Origin of the sequence: Lysobacter sp. Root76 (genome assembly GCF_001428685.1) — a bacterium.
Classification (GTDB): domain Bacteria; phylum Pseudomonadota; class Gammaproteobacteria; order Xanthomonadales; family Xanthomonadaceae; genus Lysobacter.
This window is the reverse complement of sequence record NZ_LMIK01000005.1, coordinates 232,316-250,065: the sequence shown is the minus strand read 5'-3', so window position 1 is coordinate 250,065 and position 17,750 is coordinate 232,316. Positions and strand designations below refer to the sequence as shown.

16 protein-coding genes are annotated in these 17,750 nt (G+C 69.5%); 11 read left to right on the top strand and 5 right to left on the bottom strand.

Translation table 11 applies throughout. The features are described 5' to 3' along the window. The first annotated feature begins 42 nt into the window (after positions 1–42). The 3 genes from ASE10_RS08480 to ASE10_RS08470 all read left to right on the top strand — a co-directional run bounded on the left by ASE10_RS08480 (position 43) and on the right by ASE10_RS08470 (position 2,451). On the top strand, positions 43–948 hold the full coding sequence (locus ASE10_RS08480; RefSeq protein ID WP_055907354.1) for a recombination-associated protein RdgC: 906 nt from the start codon (positions 43–45) through the stop codon (positions 946–948). 308 nt (positions 949–1,256) lie between these two features. After that, positions 1,257–2,054, top strand: a complete 798-nt coding sequence (locus ASE10_RS08475; RefSeq protein ID WP_056304683.1) for a SprT family zinc-dependent metalloprotease — start codon at positions 1,257–1,259, stop codon at positions 2,052–2,054. A 133-nt stretch (positions 2,055–2,187) separates the two neighbouring features. Next, complete coding sequence (locus tag ASE10_RS08470; protein ID WP_056304681.1) at positions 2,188–2,451, top strand: hypothetical protein; 264 nt, start codon at positions 2,188–2,190, stop codon at positions 2,449–2,451. 35 nt (positions 2,452–2,486) lie between these two features. Here the strand turns inward: ASE10_RS08470 and ASE10_RS08465 are convergent, their stop codons facing one another. Both ASE10_RS08465 and hemH read right to left on the bottom strand, forming a co-directional pair. Next, positions 2,487–3,395 carry an alpha/beta hydrolase gene (locus tag ASE10_RS08465; RefSeq protein WP_056304679.1) on the bottom strand — a complete coding sequence of 303 codons (909 nt, stop codon included), beginning with the start codon at positions 3,393–3,395 and terminating at the stop codon, positions 2,487–2,489. Next, the gene (gene hemH / locus ASE10_RS08460; RefSeq protein WP_082586078.1) at positions 3,392–4,417 is read right to left on the bottom strand and encodes a ferrochelatase; all 1,026 of its coding nucleotides are present in this window, start codon (positions 4,415–4,417) and stop codon (positions 3,392–3,394) included. Before hemH ends, ASE10_RS08465 begins: the two co-directional genes overlap by 4 nt. A gap of 165 nt (positions 4,418–4,582) precedes the next feature. Between hemH and ASE10_RS08455 the strand changes: the two genes are divergently transcribed. From ASE10_RS08455 to ASE10_RS08430, 5 genes are all read left to right on the top strand, one after another. Further along, positions 4,583–5,431, top strand: coding sequence for a lipid-binding SYLF domain-containing protein (locus ASE10_RS08455; RefSeq protein WP_056304677.1), 849 nt, complete (start codon positions 4,583–4,585; stop codon positions 5,429–5,431). Between the two features lie 95 nt (positions 5,432–5,526). Further along, entirely contained in the window at positions 5,527–5,751 is a 225-nt protein-coding gene (gene tatA / locus ASE10_RS08450) for a Sec-independent protein translocase subunit TatA (RefSeq protein WP_055907340.1), read from the top strand. Positions 5,752–5,791: 40 nt separating this feature from the next. Next, a complete protein-coding gene (gene tatB, locus ASE10_RS08445) occupies positions 5,792–6,178 on the top strand; it encodes a Sec-independent protein translocase protein TatB (protein WP_056304675.1) in 387 nt (128 codons plus the stop codon). After that, positions 6,165–6,941, top strand: coding sequence for a twin-arginine translocase subunit TatC (gene tatC, locus ASE10_RS08440; protein WP_055907335.1), 777 nt, complete (start codon positions 6,165–6,167; stop codon positions 6,939–6,941). The genes tatB and tatC overlap by 14 nt, the downstream gene beginning before the upstream one ends. A 347-nt stretch (positions 6,942–7,288) precedes the next feature. Beyond that, on the top strand, positions 7,289–8,500 hold the full coding sequence (locus tag ASE10_RS08430; protein WP_056304671.1) for an MFS transporter: 1,212 nt from the start codon (positions 7,289–7,291) through the stop codon (positions 8,498–8,500). 70 nt (positions 8,501–8,570) lie between these two features. On the opposite strand, the gene ASE10_RS08425 is transcribed toward ASE10_RS08430, so the two are convergent. The 3 genes from ASE10_RS08425 to ASE10_RS08415 form a co-directional block, all read right to left on the bottom strand. Further along, positions 8,571–9,497: a hypothetical protein gene (locus tag ASE10_RS08425; protein WP_056304669.1), complete on the bottom strand. Its 927-nt coding sequence runs from the start codon at positions 9,495–9,497 to the stop codon at positions 8,571–8,573. Between the two features lie 73 nt (positions 9,498–9,570). Next, positions 9,571–10,302, bottom strand: coding sequence for a glutamine amidotransferase (locus ASE10_RS08420; protein ID WP_055907327.1), 732 nt, complete (start codon positions 10,300–10,302; stop codon positions 9,571–9,573). Beyond that, positions 10,299–12,116, bottom strand: coding sequence for a GspE/PulE family protein (locus tag ASE10_RS08415; protein WP_056304667.1), 1,818 nt, complete (start codon positions 12,114–12,116; stop codon positions 10,299–10,301). Before ASE10_RS08415 ends, ASE10_RS08420 begins: the two co-directional genes overlap by 4 nt. A 103-nt stretch (positions 12,117–12,219) precedes the next feature. Here ASE10_RS08415 and glyQ point away from each other — a divergent pair, with 103 nt between their 5' ends. The 3 genes from glyQ to ASE10_RS08400 all read left to right on the top strand — a co-directional run bounded on the left by glyQ (position 12,220) and on the right by ASE10_RS08400 (position 17,718). Continuing rightward, entirely contained in the window at positions 12,220–13,134 is a 915-nt protein-coding gene (gene glyQ / locus ASE10_RS08410) for a glycine--tRNA ligase subunit alpha (protein WP_056097668.1), read from the top strand. Beyond that, positions 13,134–15,314, top strand: a complete 2,181-nt coding sequence (gene glyS, locus ASE10_RS08405) for a glycine--tRNA ligase subunit beta (protein WP_056304665.1) — start codon at positions 13,134–13,136, stop codon at positions 15,312–15,314. Before glyQ ends, glyS begins: the two co-directional genes overlap by 1 nt. A gap of 373 nt (positions 15,315–15,687) precedes the next feature. Next, positions 15,688–17,718 (top strand): outer membrane protein assembly factor, encoded by a 2,031-nt coding sequence (locus tag ASE10_RS08400; protein WP_056304663.1) that lies wholly within the window; start codon positions 15,688–15,690, stop codon positions 17,716–17,718. Positions 17,719–17,750 lie beyond the last annotated feature (32 nt).

Here is a 17,750-nt window from a genome sequence, read left to right as displayed (position 1 = left end):
CGATTCCGCTGCGCCCCCCTTCCTCACTTTTTCGGGATTTCGATGTTCTTCCGCAACCTGACGCTGTTCCGCTTCCCGACCACCACCAAACTCGACGAACTCGACACCGGCCTGGAGGAGTGCAAGCTCAAGCCGGTCGGCCCGCTGGAGCTGTCCTCGCGCGGTTTCATCTCGCCGTTCGGGCGCGATGCCGAAGCCATGTCGCACCGCATCCAGGACGCGATCTGGCTCAGCGTCGGCGGCGAAGACCGGCTGCTGCCGGGTTCGGTGGTCAACGACATGCTGGCCAAGAAGCTGGCCGAGATCGAACAGAAGGAAGGCCGCAAGCCGGGCAGCCGCACCCGCAAGCGGCTCAAGGACGAGCTGATCGTCGACCTGCTGCCGCGCGCCTTCATCAAGCCCAGCCGCACCGACGCCCTGCTCGACCTGGAGCACGGCATCGTCGTGGTCGACACCTCCAGCCGCAAGAGCGGCGAGAACGTGGTCAGCGAGATCCGCCGCGCGCTGGGCAGCTTCCCGGCGCTGCCGCTGAACGCCGAAGTCGCACCGCGCTCGATCCTGACCGGCTGGCTGGCCGGCGAACCGCTGCCCGAGGGGCTGACCCTGGGCGACGAATGCGAACTGCGCGACCCGATGGAACAGGGCGCGGTGGTCAAGTGCCAGCGCATGGAGCTGCAGGGCGACGAGATCAACAAGCACCTGGAAACCGGCAAGCAGGTCACCCGCCTGGCGCTGAACCTGGACGACCATGTGTCGTTCGTGCTCGGCGAGGACCTGGTGATCCGCAAGTTCAAGCTGCTCGACGGCGCCGTCGACAGCCTGGAGAACACCGAGCGCGACGACCTGCGCGCAGAACTCGACGCGCGCTTCGCGCTGATGAGCGGCGAGGTCAAGCGCCTGTTCAACGTGCTGGAGCCGGCGCTGAAGTTGAGCAAGGCCGAGGCTTGAAGCTCTGAGCCCTTCGCTCCTGCCGTAGCCGCCGGGGTGAGGGGCCGTGCTTGCGAGCCGACGGCTCGCGCTGCACCGGACGCCCGACCGCTGTGCGGTCGGGTCGGGGTGCGGCTTGGGGTGAGGGTTCGGCGCGAGCGCCAGTCTCTACGAGCCGCCTTCGTCCAAGGGAGAAGGAGAATCGGAACCTTCTGCGCCGCAGGCATCAGCTCAGCGCACACCCAAGCCCGCGTTGAAGCGCTCACCGCACCTCGCCCCGCAACCGTCATCCCCGCGCGCTATCCTCTGCGCATGGCGGAACCCCACCCATGACCAGCCTGCTGCGCCTGCTGACCGGCCAGTCGCGTCCGGTCGCGCGCGGGGTCGAACGCGAGACGGTCACGATCGTGCTCGACGACGGGCGCGCGGTCGAATTGCTGCGCGTGCGCGATCCGCGCGCGCGCCGGCTCAAGCTCAGCGTCGACGAACGCGGCGCGCGCCTGACCCTGCCGGTGCGCGCCAGCGACCGCGCCGGCGAGCGCTTCGTGCGCGAGCACGGCGACTGGCTGGCCGCGCAGCTCGCCAGCACCCGCAGCGAACACGCGGCGTTGCAGCCGCACATGGACGGGCAGCTGCCGTTGCGCGGCGAATCGCGGCCGCTGCGCTGGAGCGTCGGCCGCTACCTGCGCATCGCCGAGGACGCTGACGGCGCGATCGCCATCGTCGCACCCGAAGCGGTCGCACCGGCCGCGCTGCGGCGCGCGCTGCGCGATTTCTACGAGGCCCAGGCCCGCGCCGACATCGGGCGCTGGCTGCCCAAATACCTGCACGGCCTGCCGCGCGCGCCCGCGCGCATCCGCCTGCGCGTGATGTCTTCGCAATGGGGCTCGCTCTCGCCCGACGGCGCGCTGTCGCTGGACCTGGCCCTGGTGCTGGCGCCGCCGGCCGCGTTCGAATACGTGCTGGTGCACGAGCTGTGCCATCTGATCCACGCCGACCACTCGCGCGCGTTCTGGCGCGAGGTCGAAGCGCGCAGCCCGCGCTGGCGCGACCAGCGCGAGTATTTCCGCAACGAAGGGCGGCCGTTGAAGGCAGCGCTCAACGCCCTATGCGGCAAGACGAGCTGAGCGCCGTCGTCGACCGCCGCGTGCACTCACGCTGGCGCGGCGATATCGAGACCGGCCTGGACGCAACCGTCGCGCGTTGCGCCGCGCTCAGCGCGGCCCCCACCATGCGGCCAGTTCCGCGGCGATCGCCTCGATGACGCTCAAACGCGTCGCCCTGGCTCTGTTCGCCGTCGCCCTAATCGGCGCGGGCGCCGCTGCGTTCTGGTGGGTCCGCTTCGACGGCGGCGGCTACTGCTACGACGTGACTCCCGCGGTGCGCTGGCGCGGCGCGATCTACACCGGCGAATGCGACAGCGAAACCGGCTGTCATTTCATCAAGCTCGACGACAACGGCCTGCGCGAGTACCTCGGCTTGGCACCGATCCGCTGCCCGGATGGAAAGCCGCCGACGCCGTAGGCAGGCGCTTGGCTATCTCGTCGTGCGCTCGGCCCTTACAGCGGCCGGGTCAGGAAGTCGCCGATCGCGGCCATGACCGCATCGGGGTCTTCCATGTGCAGGTGATGGCCGCCGGGCACCGCCGCGCTTTCGCCGTGGCGCAGCAGGGCGATGCGCGCATTGCGCAGTTCGGTGTTGAAGTACTGGAACGCGGGTTCGACGTAGATCACCCGGGTCGGGCATTGGATGGAGGCGATCACGTCGCGCACCTGCGCCTCGGTCATGCGCACCGCCGTGGCCAGGGTCAGGCGCGGGTCGCTGCGCCAGATGTAGCCGCCGGCCGCGTCGTCGGCGTAGCGGCCGGCGGGCACCGGGGCGATGCCGCGCTCGACCAGCAACCGCGCCACGGGCTCGCTCAGGCCGTTGGCCTGCATGCGCGCGCGCACCGCGGTGGCGATGTCGCCGAACACGCGCAGTTGCTTGCCGGACAAGGCGGCCTGGTCGGCGAAGGCGTCGCGCAAGCGCGATGCGGTGCGCTCTTCGGCTTCGGACAAGCCGCCCAGGGCCTCGATCAGCTGCAGGCGCTCGATCCGCTGCGGCGCCGCGGCGGCCATCAGGCTGGCGGTGGCGCCGCCCATCGAATGGCCGAGCAGGGCGAAGCGGTCCCAGCCCAGCGCATCGGCGACCGCGAACGCGGCGCGCGCGGCGGCCACCAGGGTGTACTCGGCGGACGGCGGCAAATGCGCGCTGACCCCGTGACCCGGCAGGTCCGGGGCGACCAGGTCGAAACCGGCCAGATGCGGCGCCAGCGGCACGAAGCTCGCCGCATTGTCCAGCCAACCATGCAGCGCCAGCAGGCGCGGCGCGCCGTGGACGTTGTTGCGCAGGCCGCCGAGGCGGCCGAACGGGGTGTCGACCGCGAACTCGCGCAAGGCCGCGGCGGCGCGCTGGCCGTCGCCGCTCATGCCCAGGCCTCCAGTTCGCGGCGCGCGATCGCCGCCAGCACCGCCGCATGCTCGGGGCTGTCGTTGAGGCAGGGGATGTAGCGCAGCTCGCCGCCGCGCGCGGCGAAATCCTCGGCCAGCATCATCGCCACCTCTTCCAGCGTTTCCAGGCAGTCGACCGCGAACCCGGGCGCGACCACGTCGACCCGGCGCAGGCCGCGCGCGGCCAGGGCCTGCAGGGTGGCCGCGGTCGCCGGTTCCAGCCAGCGTTCGCGGCCGAAGCGCGACTGGTAGCTCAGGGTCCAGGCCTCGTCGGCCAGGCCCAGCGCCTGCGCGATCGCGCGCGCGCCGGCCTCGCAGTGCTGCGGATAGGGATCGCCGTCGTCGGCCAGGCGCTGCGGCAGGCCGTGGAACGAGAACAGCAGGTGCTCGCCGGCGCCGTTCGCCTCGCGATGGGCGCGGATCGAGTTCGCCACCGCCGCGACCCAGCCCGGATCGCAGTGGTAGTCCTCGACCATGCGCGTGGTCGGGCCTTCGCCGCGCGCGATCACATCGGCCACCGAGGCCGTGGTCGAGGTCGAGTACTGCGGGTACAGCGGCAGCACCAGCAGCCTGCGCACGCCGTCGGCGCGCAGCTGCCGCAGGGCGCCGCGCAGCGAGGGCGTGCCGTAACGCATCGCATCGAGCACCCGTACCTGCGGCAGTTCGCGCTGCACCGCGCGCGCCAGGCGCCGCGTGTAGACGGCCAGCGGCGAGCCGCCGTCCTCGCCGGGCAGCCAGATGCTGGCGTACTTGTGCGCGACCCGCGACGAGCGCAGCGGCAGGATCGCGAAGTGCAGCAACGGGCACCACAGCCAGCGGGTCAGGCTGACCACGCGGCGGTCGTGCAGGAATTCGGACAGATAGCGGCGCACCGCGGGCGCGGTCGGGGCCTCGGGCGTACCGAGGTTGACCAGCACCACAGCGGTGTCGCGCGCGGCTGCGGCGCAGGAACCGTCGTCGGGAACGGAGGTATCGGGGTCGATGCTGGCGTCGGCGGGCATGCCTATAGGATGACAGCACCGACGCGGCCGGGCAGCATGCGCGGTCGCGGCGCGATGCCGTCGCGGTTCCGTGGCGATTCATCGCCGCGTTACTAGCCTGAACCACGGCGCGCCTTCGCGGTCATACGCATGCGCGCCATCCCCCGTCTTCGCCGGAGTCCGTCCATGTCCCGTCCGTCGCGTCTCGCCCTCCTCGTGCTCAGCCTGAGCTTCGCCGCGTCCGCCGTCGCCGGCCCCGACGAGGACGCCCGCGCCCGCAACGCGGTGCGCGTGCTCAGCGACATCCAGCAGATTCCGGAGTCGGCGATTCCGGACAAGCTGTTCGACGAGGCGCGCGCGATCGTGGTCGTGCCCGACACGCTCAAGGTCGGCCTGGTGCTGGGCGGCCGCCGCGGCCACGGCCTGGTGTCGGTCAAAAATCCCGACGGCACCTGGTCCAACCCGAGCTTCGTCAAGCTCACCGGCGGCAGCATCGGCTTCCAGGCCGGCGTGCAGTCCTCCGACATCGTGCTGGTGTTCCGCGGCGAGCGCGGCCTGGATTCGATCGTCAACGGCAAGATCACCCTGGGCGCCGATGCCGGCGTCGCCGCCGGCCCGGTCGGCCGCAGCGCCGCGGCCGCCACCGACGGCCAGCTCAAGGCCGAAATCTGGTCCTGGTCGCGCGCGCGCGGCCTGTTCGCGGGCGTGGCCCTGGACGGCGCGGTGCTGCAGATCGACGATCAGGCCAACCAGGTCGTCTACGGCAACGGCACCACCCCGCGCATGATCTTCGAAGGCCGTTCGGCGCAGGCGCCGTCGGAAGCCGTGGTCGATTTCCGCGATCGCCTGGAAGAAGCCAGCGCGATCGCCCGCACGAACCGCCAGGAAGAGCCGCGCCCGGCCACCGGCGCGACCGTCTACCCCTCCAACCCGACGCCCGCCGCGGCCCCCGTCCAGCCGGCTCCGATCCAGCCGGCCACGCCCACCGAGCCGGCCGACGAGCCCAGCCAGACCAAGGTCGAACCGCTGCCCTGAGCCCGGCGCCCATTCATGCGCAGACATGCCTGCGGTCACGGGTCCCGTAACAAGGCTTGCGGTATCCTGAGCACCCAACTTCGGCGGAATCACACATGGGCGGTTTGAGTCTTTGGCACTGGCTGATCGTGCTGGTGATCGTGGTGCTGGTGTTCGGCACCAAGCGCCTGAAGAACGTGGGCCAGGACCTCGGCGAAGCGGTGAAGGGTTTCAAGAAGGGCGTGCAGGACGAAGACAAGCCGGCCGCACAGCTCCCCGACGAAACCCGGCGCGAAGACGCCAACGCGCAGACGCGCAACGACGAACAAACCCCGCGCTGATACCCGTTAGCGTCCCCCCCGACGTTTCCGGCGCGCGGTCATGTTCGACATCGGCTTCTCCGAAATCTTCGTCATCGCGGTCGTGGCCCTGCTCGTGCTCGGCCCCGAACGCCTCCCCAAGGCCGCGCGCTTCGCCGGCCTGTGGGTGCGGCGCGCGCGCGCGCAGTGGTATTCGGTGAAATCCGAACTCGAGAACGAACTGGCCGACGAGGAATTGCGCCGCAGCCTGCGCCAGACCCAGGCCGACCTGCGCGAAGCCCAGGAAAGCCTGCGCAACCAGATCCACGACAGCCGCGACACCGTGCAGCGCGAGCTGCGCGACGCCGAGCGCAGCGTCGAAGCGCTGAACTCCAGCCCGGCCGCCGAGCCCGCGGCGCTGCCCGCCGACGCCCCTACCGACACGAAGCCCGACGATGAGCGACGCTGATCCCCGCGCCGCGTCGTCGGCCGAAGACGAAGCCGGCGCCGAGCCGCGCCTGCTCGATCACCTGATCGAACTGCGCGCGCGCCTGCTGCGCGCCGTGGTCGGCCTGATGATCGTGTTCCTGGCGCTGATGCCGTTCGCCTCGGAGATCTTCTCGCTGCTGGCCGGCCCGCTGCTGGGCAAGCTGCCGGAATCGGGCAAGCTGATCGCCGCCGATCCGGCCGGCGGCTTCTTCGTCCCGGTCAAACTGGCGTTCTTCACCGCGCTGTTCCTGACCGTGCCCTGGCTGCTCTACCAGGCCTGGGCCTTCGTCGCGCCCGGGCTGTACAAGCGCGAGAAGCGTCTGGCCCTGCCCTTGCTGGCCTCGGCGGTGACGCTGTTCTACGCCGGCTGCGCGTTCGCCTACTTCCTGGTGCTGCCGGCGGTGTTCGGCTTCCTGGTCAGGTTCACCCCGTCGGTGGTGGCGATGACGCCGGACATCGGCAAGTACCTGGATTTCGTGCTGGTGATCTTCCTCGCCTTCGGCGCCAGCTTCGAGCTGCCGGTGGCGCTGGTGATCCTGGTCCTGCTCGGCTGGGTCACGCCCAAGCAGTTGAAGGAAGGCCGCGGCTACGCGGTGGTCGGCATCTTCATCATCGCCGCGGTGATCACCCCGCCGGACGTGGTCTCGCAGCTGATGCTGGCGATCCCGATGTGCGTGCTGTACGAGCTGGGCATCGTCGCTGCGGGCTGGGTCACGCCGCGCGAGCCGGAAGCGGCGGGCTGATCGGGCTTGCGGCGCCGGTCCTGGGATCGGTCGTCGCGGTGCCGGGTCGCGGCTTACGCCGCTCCTACCCGAAGCTTAGCCGCGCCGCTCCTGTGGGAGCGACGTGAGTCGCGATTCGTCCGCCCCCGAAGATTCGTTATCGCGACTCACGTCGCTCCCACAAAGGGCCGAGCATCGCCCGCCCGACCCAGTCGCCAGATTCGGCAAACATCGCCTCGCGGGCCGTGCATTCCCAGCCCGCGCGCAGCACCGAGCCCCGCTCGCGGGACGCAGCGATGCATCCGCGCCGCTGACGTATTTGCTGCGACGCAGCAATAATACCCGGCCTCCCCTCCGCGGACCCCACCATGGCCGATTCCGGCATCCCGATGTCGCCGACCCTGTCCCGGCGCCAGGTCGCGTTGATCCTGTTCGCGCTGGCGATGGGCGGCTTCGCCATCGGCACCAGCGAGTTCGTGGTGATGGGCCTGATGCCCGATATCGCCCGCGGCCTGTCGGTGACCGAACCGCAGGTCGGGCACGTGATCAGCGCCTACGCGCTGGGCGTGGTGGTCGGCGCGCCGCTGCTGGCGATCCTGGGTGCGCGCCTGCGCCGGCGCACGCTGCTGCTGGCGCTGATGGCCTTCTACGCGCTGGGCAACATCGCCAGCGCGCTCGCGCCCAACTACCCGACCATGCTACTGTTCCGCTTCATCGCCGGATTGCCGCACGGCGCCTACTTCGGCGTCGCGGCGCTGGTGGCGGCGGCGATCAGTCCGCCCGAACAGCGCGGCGTCGCGGTCAGCCGGCCGCTGCTGGGCCTGGCGATCGCGCTGTTGATCGGCAATCCGTTCGCGACCTGGCTGGGCCAGGTGCTGGATTGGCGCTACGCCTTCGGCCTGGTCACCGTGATCGCGGCCATGACCGTGGCGATGGTCGCGCGCACCCTGCCGCCGGATCCGGCCGAGCCGCGCCAGGACCCGATCCGCGAACTGCGCGACTTCAACCGCGCGCCGGTGTGGCTGACCCTGGGCATCGGCGCGATCGGCTTCGCCGGCATGTTCTGCGTGTTCGGTTATCTGGCGCCGACCCTGATCCACGTCACCGGCGTGCCCGAGTCCTGGACTCCGTTCGCGCTGGTCGCGTTCGGCGTCGGCGGCATCCTCGGCAACCTCGCCGGCGGCTGGCTGTTCGACCGCCTGCAGTTCCGCGCCGCCGCCGCGGTGCTGCTGTGGTCGACCCTGCTGCTGCTCGTGTTCCCGCTGGCCGCGCAATCGGTGTGGGCGGTGCTGCCGGCGGTGATCGCGGTCGGCACCATGGGCGCGCTGGCGCCGGTGCTGCAGGCGCATCTGATGGACGTGGCGGCCGACGCGCAAACCTTGGCGGCCGCCTCCAACCACTCCGCCTTCAACGCCGCCAACGCGCTGGGCCCCTGGCTGGGCGGCATGGCGATCACGGCCGGCTACGGATGGACGTCGACCGGCTACATCGGCGCCGCGACCGCGGTCGCAGGCCTGCTGATCTATCTGTGGGCGCGCCACGATCTGCGCCGCGGCGCGGCTCTGGAAGCGGCGGCCTGATCGGAGGTCTCGGCCCTCGCCGCGCGAACGCCACGCGGCCCGGCCATCGCCGGGCCGGAACGTCCGGAACTCAGGCCTCGATGTGGCCGTTCCCGGCCGGCGGCGGCACCGGCGCGTCTTCGTCGCCGAAGGTGTCGCGCCAGGCCAGGTAGCTGCCGCCGACCAATACCACCAGCACCGCGGCACCGAAGGCCGCATACAGCACCAGCGACAACAGGGCGCCCAGCAGCGGGTGAACCACGCTGCCGATCAGGGCCGCCAGCAGCCCGAGCACGCCGACGATCAGCGCGGCCAGCAGCATGCTCGCCATGAACAGGCCGCCGGCCAGCAGATTGGCGCCGACGTTGGACACCGAAGCGCGCAGGCTGGCCTTGACCGCGTCGACCAGGCCGGCGCGGGAGAACAGGATCAAGGGAATGCAAAGCAGGAGCAGGGTGTAGGTGAAGTAGTTGAAGACCAGCTGCACCGCCATCATCAGGCCCGGATGGTTCGGCTGCGGCATCACCGGGGTGCCGCCGGTCATCACCGTGCGCATCGCGGTCATGTAGTCGGTCCAGTAGTCGTCGCCGGCCAGCAGCACCACCAACAGGATGCTCAACGCGGCCAGGACGATCTGGATCACGCCCAGCAAGGCCAGCGAGCCGGCCTTGCGCAGGCGGAACGGCGCGAACAGGTCGCGCGCGCGCACCGGACGGCCGGCCTCGGCCTCGCGGATCACGTGCATCAGGCCGCCGAGCAGGATCGGCAGCACGAACACCAGCATCAGGAACAACGGCGCCATCGCGGTCAGCACCCGCGTGGGGTCCGGCGACGCCGCGGCGCCTTCGCGCATGCTCGCGGCGAACGGCAGCACGAACAGCAAGGTGAGCGTGTACAGCGTGGCGATGAACAGCAGCGCCGCGCCGAACACGGCGCGCGGATTGCGCGCGCCGATATTGACCGCCTGCACCAGCCATTGAACGCCCTGGCTGAGCGGCACCTTGCGAATCTGGATCATTCCGATCTGTTCCCCGGCCCTGTGGCCTGTAGTGAGCGCATGCGTACCAAACCGCGGTCCTTCCGTCGCCGCCTCAGCGTCCGTGCAGGCCGCGCGCGTGGTGGACGAACCGGCGCAGCACGCGCCGCGCGTGCGGCGTGGCGGCGATGTTGCCGGCGATCGTCTTCGGGCAGTGGCCCTCGCGCTGCAGCGCGACCTTGCGCGCCTGCACGTAGCCACGCATGTGGGTGGCGCTGAATTCGGGGTGGAACTGCACGCCCCAGGCGCGATCGCCCCAGCGGAACGCGTGGCAGGCGTCGTGCGGCGAGCGCGCCAGCACGGTCGCACCGTCGGGTGCGCGCAGCACGGTCTGCAGGTGCGTGGCCTGGGCTTCGAAGCGCTCCGGCAGGCCTCCGAACAGAGGATCGTCGCCGGCCTGCGGATGCAGCTCCAGGCCGATGGTGCCCATCTCGCGGCCCTGCGGATGATCGCCGACCTCGCCGCCCAGCGCGTGCGCGAGCAGCTGGTGACCGTAGCAGATGCCGAACAGCGGCATGCCGGCGTGGGCGGCGTCGCGCAGCCAGGCCGCGCTGCGTTCGCTCCAGTCGGCGCGGTCGGTGACCATGGCGCCGGAACCGGTGACGATGGTGCCGGCGAAACCTTCGCGCGTGCTCGGCAGCGGCTCGCCGGCCTCGACGTTGACGGTCACCGCCTCGTCGCGCTCCAGGCCCGCGGCGACGCGGATCCAATGCGGAAAGCCGCGGTGGCGGCGCATCGTGGCGACCGGTTGGCCGGTCTCGAGGATCAAGAAAGGGGCGCTGTTCATTCCTGCGGGGGCAATACCGATACGACTTCGGGGATTGTAGTCAATCCCAGCGCCACCTTTTCGGCCGCGGCCACCCGCAGCGAACGCACGCCCTCGGCCGTGGCGGCGCGGTTGAACGCAGCCAGGTCCAGATCCGGCCGGATCAGCCGCCGCAGGCCCGGGGTGATCGGCAGCAGCTCGTACAGGCCGACCCGGCCCAGGTAGCCGGTGCGGCGGCATTCCAGGCAGCCGACCGGGGCGTGGGCGCCGGCGCCCGAGGGCGGGGTCTGGCCGACGCCGAGCAGGGCCTGCCATTCGGCCTCGCCCAAGGGGCTGGGCCGCTTGCAGTGCGGGCACAGGGTCCGCACCAGGCGCTGCGCGAGCACGCCGTTGAGCGTGGACGCGACCAGGTAATGCGGCACGCCCAGGTCGAGCAGGCGCGTGATCGCCGAAGCGGCGTCGTTGGTGTGCAGGGTCGACAGCACCAGATGGCCGGTCAGCGCGGCCTGCACCGCCATCTGCGCGGTTTCCAGGTCGCGGATCTCGCCGATCATGATGATGTCGGGGTCCTGGCGCAGCAGGGTGCGCACGCCGCTGGCGAAATCCAAGTCGATCGAGGGCTGCACCTGCATCTGGTTGAACTCGGGCGCGATCATTTCGATCGGGTCCTCGACGCTGCAGACGTTCACGTCCGGCGTCGCCAGCTGCTTGAGCGTGGAATACAGCGTGGTGGTCTTGCCCGACCCGGTCGGGCCGGTCACCAGCACGATCCCGTGCGGACGCTGCACCAGGTCGTTCCAGCCCGCCGACTCCTGCGCGCTGAAGCCGAGCTGGTCGATCGTCTTCAGCGCCGTGTCCGGATCGAACAGCCGCGCCACGCACTTCTCGCCGAACGCCGTCGGCATGGTCGACAGACGCATCTCGACTTCGCGCCCGCCCGGCGAGCGGGTCTTGATGCGGCCGTCCTGCGGGCGCCGGCGTTCGGCCAGGTCCATGCGGCCCAGCACCTTGATCCGGCTGACCACCGCGTTCATCACCGGCGGCGGCATCTCGAACACCTTGTGCATCACGCCGTCGATGCGGAACCGCACCCGGCCGATGTCGCGGCGCGGCTCCAGGTGGATGTCGGACGCGCGTTGCTCGTTGGCGTACTGCAGCAGCCAGTCGACGATATGGACGATGTGATGGTCGTCGGCGCCGACTTCGCCGACCCGGCCCAGTTCGACCAGCTGTTCGAAGCTGGGCATGCCGGTGCCCTGCTCGCGATTGCCGTCGCGGGCGCCGCGCACCGAGCGCGTCACGCCGAAGAACTCCATGGTGTAACGGTGCAGGTCGAGCGGATTGACCACCGCCAGCTCGATCTCGCGCCGGGTCAGGTGGCGCACGTCGGGCAGCCAGTCCAGGTCGTTGGGTTCGCTGGTCGCGATCAGCACGCGCTCGGCGTTCACCGCCAGCGGCAGGATGCGGTGCCGGCGCGCGTAGGCGTGCGAGACCACCGCGGTCGCCGCGGGCACGTCGACGCGGGTCGGGTCGATGCGCAGGTAGCGCAGGCCGCTGACCTGGGCCAGCCACTCGCTCAGCCGCTCCAGGCCCAGATCGGTGCCCGGGGTCTGGCCGGAGGCGAACTTGAGGTTGGCGATCAGCACCAGCGGGTGGACGTCGCTGGAATGGCGGGCGCCGGTGGGCAGCTGCACGCGCTTGACGTCCTCGGGACCGATCAGGCCGTCCTCGGCCAGGGCCGCGGCCACGTGATCCAGGGTCAGGCGGCCCGGCGGCAGACGCGGCGCGCCGCGACCGGATGCGGCCGTGGATGCGGGACCTTGCCGATATTCCACCGGGTACAGCTCCTGCCTGCTCAGACACCGTGGGGGCGGCCGCTATACTAGCGCGCCCCGTTCACGGCACTCTTTGAACATGTCTGCGAATTCGCCAGCGATAGTGACGGACGCACCCACGTTCCAGCAGCTCATCCAGCGCCTGAACGCCTATTGGGCCGATCAGGGCTGCGTGCTGATCCAGCCGCTCGACCTGGAAGTCGGCGCCGGCACCTTCCACCCGGCGACCTTCTTGCGCGCGCTGGGTCCGGAGCCGTGGAACGCCGCCTACGTGCAGCCCTGCCGCCGCCCCACCGACGGCCGCTACGGCGAAAACCCCAATCGCCTGCAGCGCTACTACCAGTACCAGGTAGCGATGAAGCCCAGCCCCGACAACATCGTCGAGCTGTACTTCGATTCGCTCAAGGCGCTGGGCGTGGATCCGCTGGTGCACGACCTGCGCCTGGTCGAGGACAACTGGGAATCGCCGACGCTCGGCGCCTGGGGCCTGGGCTGGGAGGTCTGGCTCAACGGCATGGAAGTGACCCAGTTCACTTATTTCCAGCAGGCCGGCGGCCTGGAGTGCCGGCCGGTGCTCGGCGAGATCACCTACGGCCTCGAGCGCCTGTGCATGTACCTGCAGAACGTCGACAACGTGTTCGACCTGGTCTGGACCTACGGTCCGGACGGCACGCCGGTGACCTACCGTGACGTCTACCACCAGAACGAAGTCGAGCAGAGCGCCTACAACTTCGAGCACGCCGACGTGGCCGAACTGTTCCACCGCTTCGACGCCTGCGAGGCCGAAGCGCTGAAGCTGATCGAACTCGGCCTGCCGCTGCCGGCCTACGACCAGGTCTGCAAGGCCAGCCATTCCTTCAACCTGCTCGACGCCCGCCGCGCGATCAGCGTGACCGAGCGCCAGCGCTACATCCTGCGCGTGCGCCGCATCGCCCAGGGCGTCGCCGAGGCGTACCACGCGCAGCGCGAGAAGCTCGGCTTCCCGGGCCTGAAGCGCGACAAGCAGGAGGCCGCGTGATGTCCCAGCAGACCCACATGCAGCCGCTGCTGATCGAACTGGGCACCGAAGAACTGCCGGTCAAGGCCCTGCCCGGCCTGGCCCAGGCCTTCTTCGACGGCGTGATCGACGGCCTGGCCAAGCGCGGCATCGCCTACGACCGCGACGGCGCCAAGCCGCTGTACACGCCGCGCCGCCTGGCCGTGCTGCTCAAGGGCGTCGCCACCGAGCAGCCGGAGCAGAAGTCCGAAGTGCTCGGCCCCTACCTCAACATCGCGCTCGACGCCGACGGCCAGCCGACCAAGGCCCTGCAGGGCTTCGCCGCCAAGGCCGGCATCGACTGGACGCAGCTGGAGAAGACCAGCGACGCCAAGGGCGAACGCTTCGTCCACCGCGCGGTCAAGCCCGGCGCGCAGACCCGAGAGCTGCTGCAGGACGTGATCCGCGACGCGCTCGCCGCCATGCCGATTCCCAAGCCGATGCGCTGGGGCGACCACGACTACGGTTTCGCCCGGCCGGTGCATTGGCTGGTGGTGCTGCTGGGCAAGGACGTGGTCGACGCCGAGATCCTCGGCGTGCGCAGCGACCGCATGAGCCGCGGCCACCGTTTCATGCACGACAAGTCGGTGTGGTTCAGCACGCCGGACGATTACGTGGAATTCCTGCGTGGCGCCAAAGTGCTGGTCGATCCGGACGAGCGCCGCGAGCGCATCGTCCAGGAAGTCACCGCCGCCGCCAGTGCGGACGGCGGCAGCGCGCGCATCGACGCCGGCATCCTGGAAGAGGTCAACGGCCTGACCGAATGGCCCAAGGCGATCGCCTGCAGCTTCGAGGCCGCGTTCCTGGCCGTTCCGCAGGAAGCGCTGATCGCGACCATGGAAGCGAACCAGAAGTTCTTCCCGGTGCTGGACGCCAGCGGCAAGCTCAGCGAGCGCTTCATCGGCATCGCCAACATCGAAAGCCGCGACGAGTCGGAAGTGCGCAAGGGCTACGAGCGGGTGATCCGCCCGCGCTTCGCCGACGCCAAGTTCTTCTTCGTCGAGGACATGAAGCAGGGTCTGGCCTCGATGAACGAGGGCCTGAAGACGGTCAAGTACCAGGACAAGCTGGGCACGATCGCCGACAAGGTCGCGCGCGTGGCCGCGCTGGCCGAGACCGTGGCCCAGGCCGCGGGCGTCGACCCGCAACTCGCGCGGCGCGCGGCGGAACTGTCCAAGGCCGATCTGCAATCGCGCCTGGTCAACGAATTCCCGGAATTGCAGGGCATCGCCGGCCGCTATTACGCCGCGGTCGAGAACCAGCCGCTGGAACTGGCCGCCGCGCTCGACGAAGCCTACATGCCGCGCTACGCCGGCGACGCGATCGCTCATAGCGATCTGGGTCGCGTACTAGCGATTGCGGAAAGACTAGATACGCTTGCAAGCGGGTTCGCTGCGGGACTGAAGCCCACTGGAAACAAAGATCCTTTCGCGTTACGTCGCAATGCGCTCGGCTTGGCCCGTACGATGATCGAGTCATATCTTGATCTCCAACTTTGGCCTCTTTTGGATCGCGCATATGATCAAGCCAAATTCGACATGGCTAGAGTCGCTGCGCAGAAGAAGCAGGATGCAGTAACCGAAGCGCGCGAAAAAGGCGCCGTCATCTCTGATTCTCAAAGCAGTATTCAATCCTACTCCTCAGCCGCTATAGGTGAGCTTCGAGACTTCATCATTGACCGCTTACGTAGTTACTACGCAGAGAAATCTATCCCTCCGCAGTACTTCACCGCTGTCGAAGAGGTACAACCAGACTCACTCCTTGACTTCAACCATCGGCTCGAAGCTATTGGAGAATTTGCGAAGCTTCCGGAAGCAGAAGCTTTGGCTGCTGCCAACAAACGTTGCCGCAATATCCTTCGGAAGGCTGACGAAGGTGTTTACGAGGACATAAACGTTTCGCTTTTGAGTGAGGGTGCAGAGCGAGAGCTATACGATGCGCTTGAAAAAGCTATCGCTCAAACCGAAGATGACCTCAAGTCAAAGAAATATGTTCGTGCTTTGGCAGTTCTAGCCGGCTTGCGGCCGCAGGTAGACGCGTTCTTCGACGGCGTGATGGTCAACGTCGACGACGCGGCCGTGCGCAACAACCGCCTGGCCCTGCTCAAGCGCTTGTCGGACAGGTTGGGCAGCGTCGCGGCGATCGAGCATTTGTCGATCTGACAGGCGACGACGCTGAAAAGCGCCCCCCTTTTCGCGAAAGGGGGGAAGCTGGCCGCAGGCGCTGCTCGGCCCCTTTCGCAAAGGGGGAAACCGGTCGCAAACGCTCCGTAGCTACCCTTGCAAAGGCGAAGCCAGCCCCCTGCTCCCTTTCGAGAATGGGGCGGCGGGCGCGTAACGCGCGCGAGGGCTTGCTGTCGCTACGACGCCGAGTAGCGAATCCCTTTGCCCTGTTGCAAGAAGGGAAAGCAAAGGCACATCGAGCGGCACAGAAAATCACCATCGGCGTGCACATTGCATCACGTGCGCTTAACACGGTGCTCGATCGCCACATGCGCGCAAGCAATGGCCGCCTTCGTTGGTTATCCTCCCCCGCATGCCCCATTTCCCCCGCCTCATCCTCGCTGCTGCCCTGGCCCTGAGCGCCTGCGGCGTGGCGCAGGCGGCGACCGTCACCGCGGTCGAGGTCCGCGGTCTGGACGAGACCATGACCCTCAACGTCCGCACCTCGCTGTCGCTGGTCGACGCGATCGGCAAGGAAGTGTCGGGCCGGCGTCTGGGCTATCTGCTGCGCGAGGCCGAGAAGGAGACGCGCGAGGCGCTGGAACCGTTCGGCTACTACTCGCCGACGATCAAGGTCGAAGACACCCGCAGCGGCGGCAACGGCACGCGCAATGCGGCGGCCGACGCTGCCGCGGCGCCGGCCCAGGACGCCAACGCCGGCGCCGACGCGAACTCGGCAGCGGCGGACCGCGCAGCGCCGAACCGCGTGGACCCGACCAGCGCCGACGCGCCCAGCGAGGCCATCGCCCGTGCCGAACGCGCCGATGCCGCCGCCCAGGAAGCCGCGCTCGCGTCGTCCGACCCCAACGACCCCAACGCCGCCACCCCGCGTTCCAATGCCAAGGTCTCGGTGGTCATCACCGTCGACAAGGGCGAGCCGGTGCGGGTGCGCCGCTCCGACGTCGCCATCCTCGGCGCCGGCAGCGAGGACCGCTATCTCAAGGAAGACCTGGCCGCGTTCCAGCCGCAGATCGGCAACGTCTTCGACCACGAGATCTACGAAGCCAGCAAGACCAAGATCACCCGCCGCCTGGCCGAGCGCGGCTACTTCGACGCCGACTTCACCTCGCGCCGGGTCGAGGTCACGCGCGCCGAGCGCGCCGCCGACATCGACCTGGTCTGGAGCAGCGGCGACCGCTACGACATGGGCCCGATCAGCTTCGAGCAGACGCCCCAGCGGATCATCCGCGACAGCCTGCTCGACAAGCTGGTGTATTGGGAACAGGGCAGCTACTACCACCAGGGCAAGCTCGACCGCTTTCGCGAATCGCTGGCGCGGCTGGACTATTTCGCCAGCATCGACATCCAGCCGCAGCCGGAAAACGCGGTCGGCGGCGAAGTGCCGGTCAAGGTCACCCTGACTCCGGCCAAGCGCAGCATCTACACCGCCGGCGTCAGCTTCGGCACCGACAGCGGCGCCGGCGTGCGCATGGGCGTGGAGCGCCGCTACGTCAACGACCGCGGCCACAAGGCGCTGGCCCAGGTCGACTGGGCCGAGAAGCGCAAGACCGCGACCCTGCAGTACCGGATTCCTGCGTTCACCTGGCTGGACGGCTGGTACACCTTCAGCGCCCAGCTCGCCGACGAGCAGACCGACTACATCGACTCGCGCCGGGTCGAGATCGTCGCCAGCCGCAGCGGCCAGATCAACCGGCGCTGGAACGCGACCGCCTCCGTTCATGTGCTGCGCGAGCGCTGGGCCTATGCGATCGACGACGACGACGACGCCAGCACGCCGGTCGACTACCGCAGCGCCACCTTCACCTATCCCTCGCTGCGCGCCGAATACGTCGACGCCGACGACCGCATCTACCCGCGCAACGCCTTCGGCGCGACCGTCATGCTGCGCGGCGGCGTCGAAGGCGCCGGCTCCGACGCCAGCTTCGCCCAGGCCCACGCCAGCGCGCGCTGGTACCGCGGGTTGGGCGAGCGCAGCCGCCTGATCGCGCGCGGCGAGCTCGGCCACACTTTTACCGACGCGCTGATCGACATGCCGCCCAGCCTGCGCTTCTTCGCCGGCGGCGACCGCAGCATCCGCGGCTACGCCTGGCGCGAAGTCGGCCCGCGCATTCCCGGCAACGACGGCAAGCAGTACGCGCTGGGCGCGAAGAACGTCGCCACTGGCAGCCTCGAGTTCGAGCAGTATTTCAACGACAGCTGGGGCGCGGCGGTGTTCGTCGACAGCGGCAGCGCCTTCGACGGCACGCCCGACTGGCACACCGGCGTCGGCGTCGGCGTGCGCTGGCGCTCGCCGGTCGGCCCGCTGCGCGTGGACATCGCGCGCGGCCTCAACGATCCGGATTCCGGTTTTCAGCTCTACCTCAACATCGGCGCCGATCTCTAAAGCGCCGCGCACCTGCGCCCCAGGACAAGACC

Bases quoted from the DNA above. Each gene is read 5' to 3' on its own strand.
- ASE10_RS08480 (WP_055907354.1), top strand. From the start codon at position 43: ATGTTCTTCCGCAACCTGACGCTGTTCCGCTTCCCGACCACCACCAAA.
- ASE10_RS08475 (WP_056304683.1), top strand. From the start codon at position 1,257: ATGACCAGCCTGCTGCGCCTGCTGACCGGCCAGTCGCGTCCGGTCGCG.
- ASE10_RS08470 (WP_056304681.1), top strand. From the start codon at position 2,188: ATGACGCTCAAACGCGTCGCCCTGGCTCTGTTCGCCGTCGCCCTAATC.
- ASE10_RS08465 (WP_056304679.1), bottom strand. From the start codon at position 3,395: ATGAGCGGCGACGGCCAGCGCGCCGCCGCGGCCTTGCGCGAGTTCGCG.
- hemH (WP_082586078.1), bottom strand. From the start codon at position 4,417: ATGCCCGCCGACGCCAGCATCGACCCCGATACCTCCGTTCCCGACGAC.
- ASE10_RS08455 (WP_056304677.1), top strand. From the start codon at position 4,583: ATGTCCCGTCCGTCGCGTCTCGCCCTCCTCGTGCTCAGCCTGAGCTTC.
- tatA (WP_055907340.1), top strand. From the start codon at position 5,527: ATGGGCGGTTTGAGTCTTTGGCACTGGCTGATCGTGCTGGTGATCGTG.
- tatB (WP_056304675.1), top strand. From the start codon at position 5,792: ATGTTCGACATCGGCTTCTCCGAAATCTTCGTCATCGCGGTCGTGGCC.
- tatC (WP_055907335.1), top strand. From the start codon at position 6,165: ATGAGCGACGCTGATCCCCGCGCCGCGTCGTCGGCCGAAGACGAAGCC.
- ASE10_RS08430 (WP_056304671.1), top strand. From the start codon at position 7,289: ATGGCCGATTCCGGCATCCCGATGTCGCCGACCCTGTCCCGGCGCCAG.
- ASE10_RS08425 (WP_056304669.1), bottom strand. From the start codon at position 9,497: ATGATCCAGATTCGCAAGGTGCCGCTCAGCCAGGGCGTTCAATGGCTG.
- ASE10_RS08420 (WP_055907327.1), bottom strand. From the start codon at position 10,302: ATGAACAGCGCCCCTTTCTTGATCCTCGAGACCGGCCAACCGGTCGCC.
- glyS (WP_056304665.1), top strand. From the start codon at position 13,134: ATGTCCCAGCAGACCCACATGCAGCCGCTGCTGATCGAACTGGGCACC.
- ASE10_RS08400 (WP_056304663.1), top strand. From the start codon at position 15,688: ATGCCCCATTTCCCCCGCCTCATCCTCGCTGCTGCCCTGGCCCTGAGC.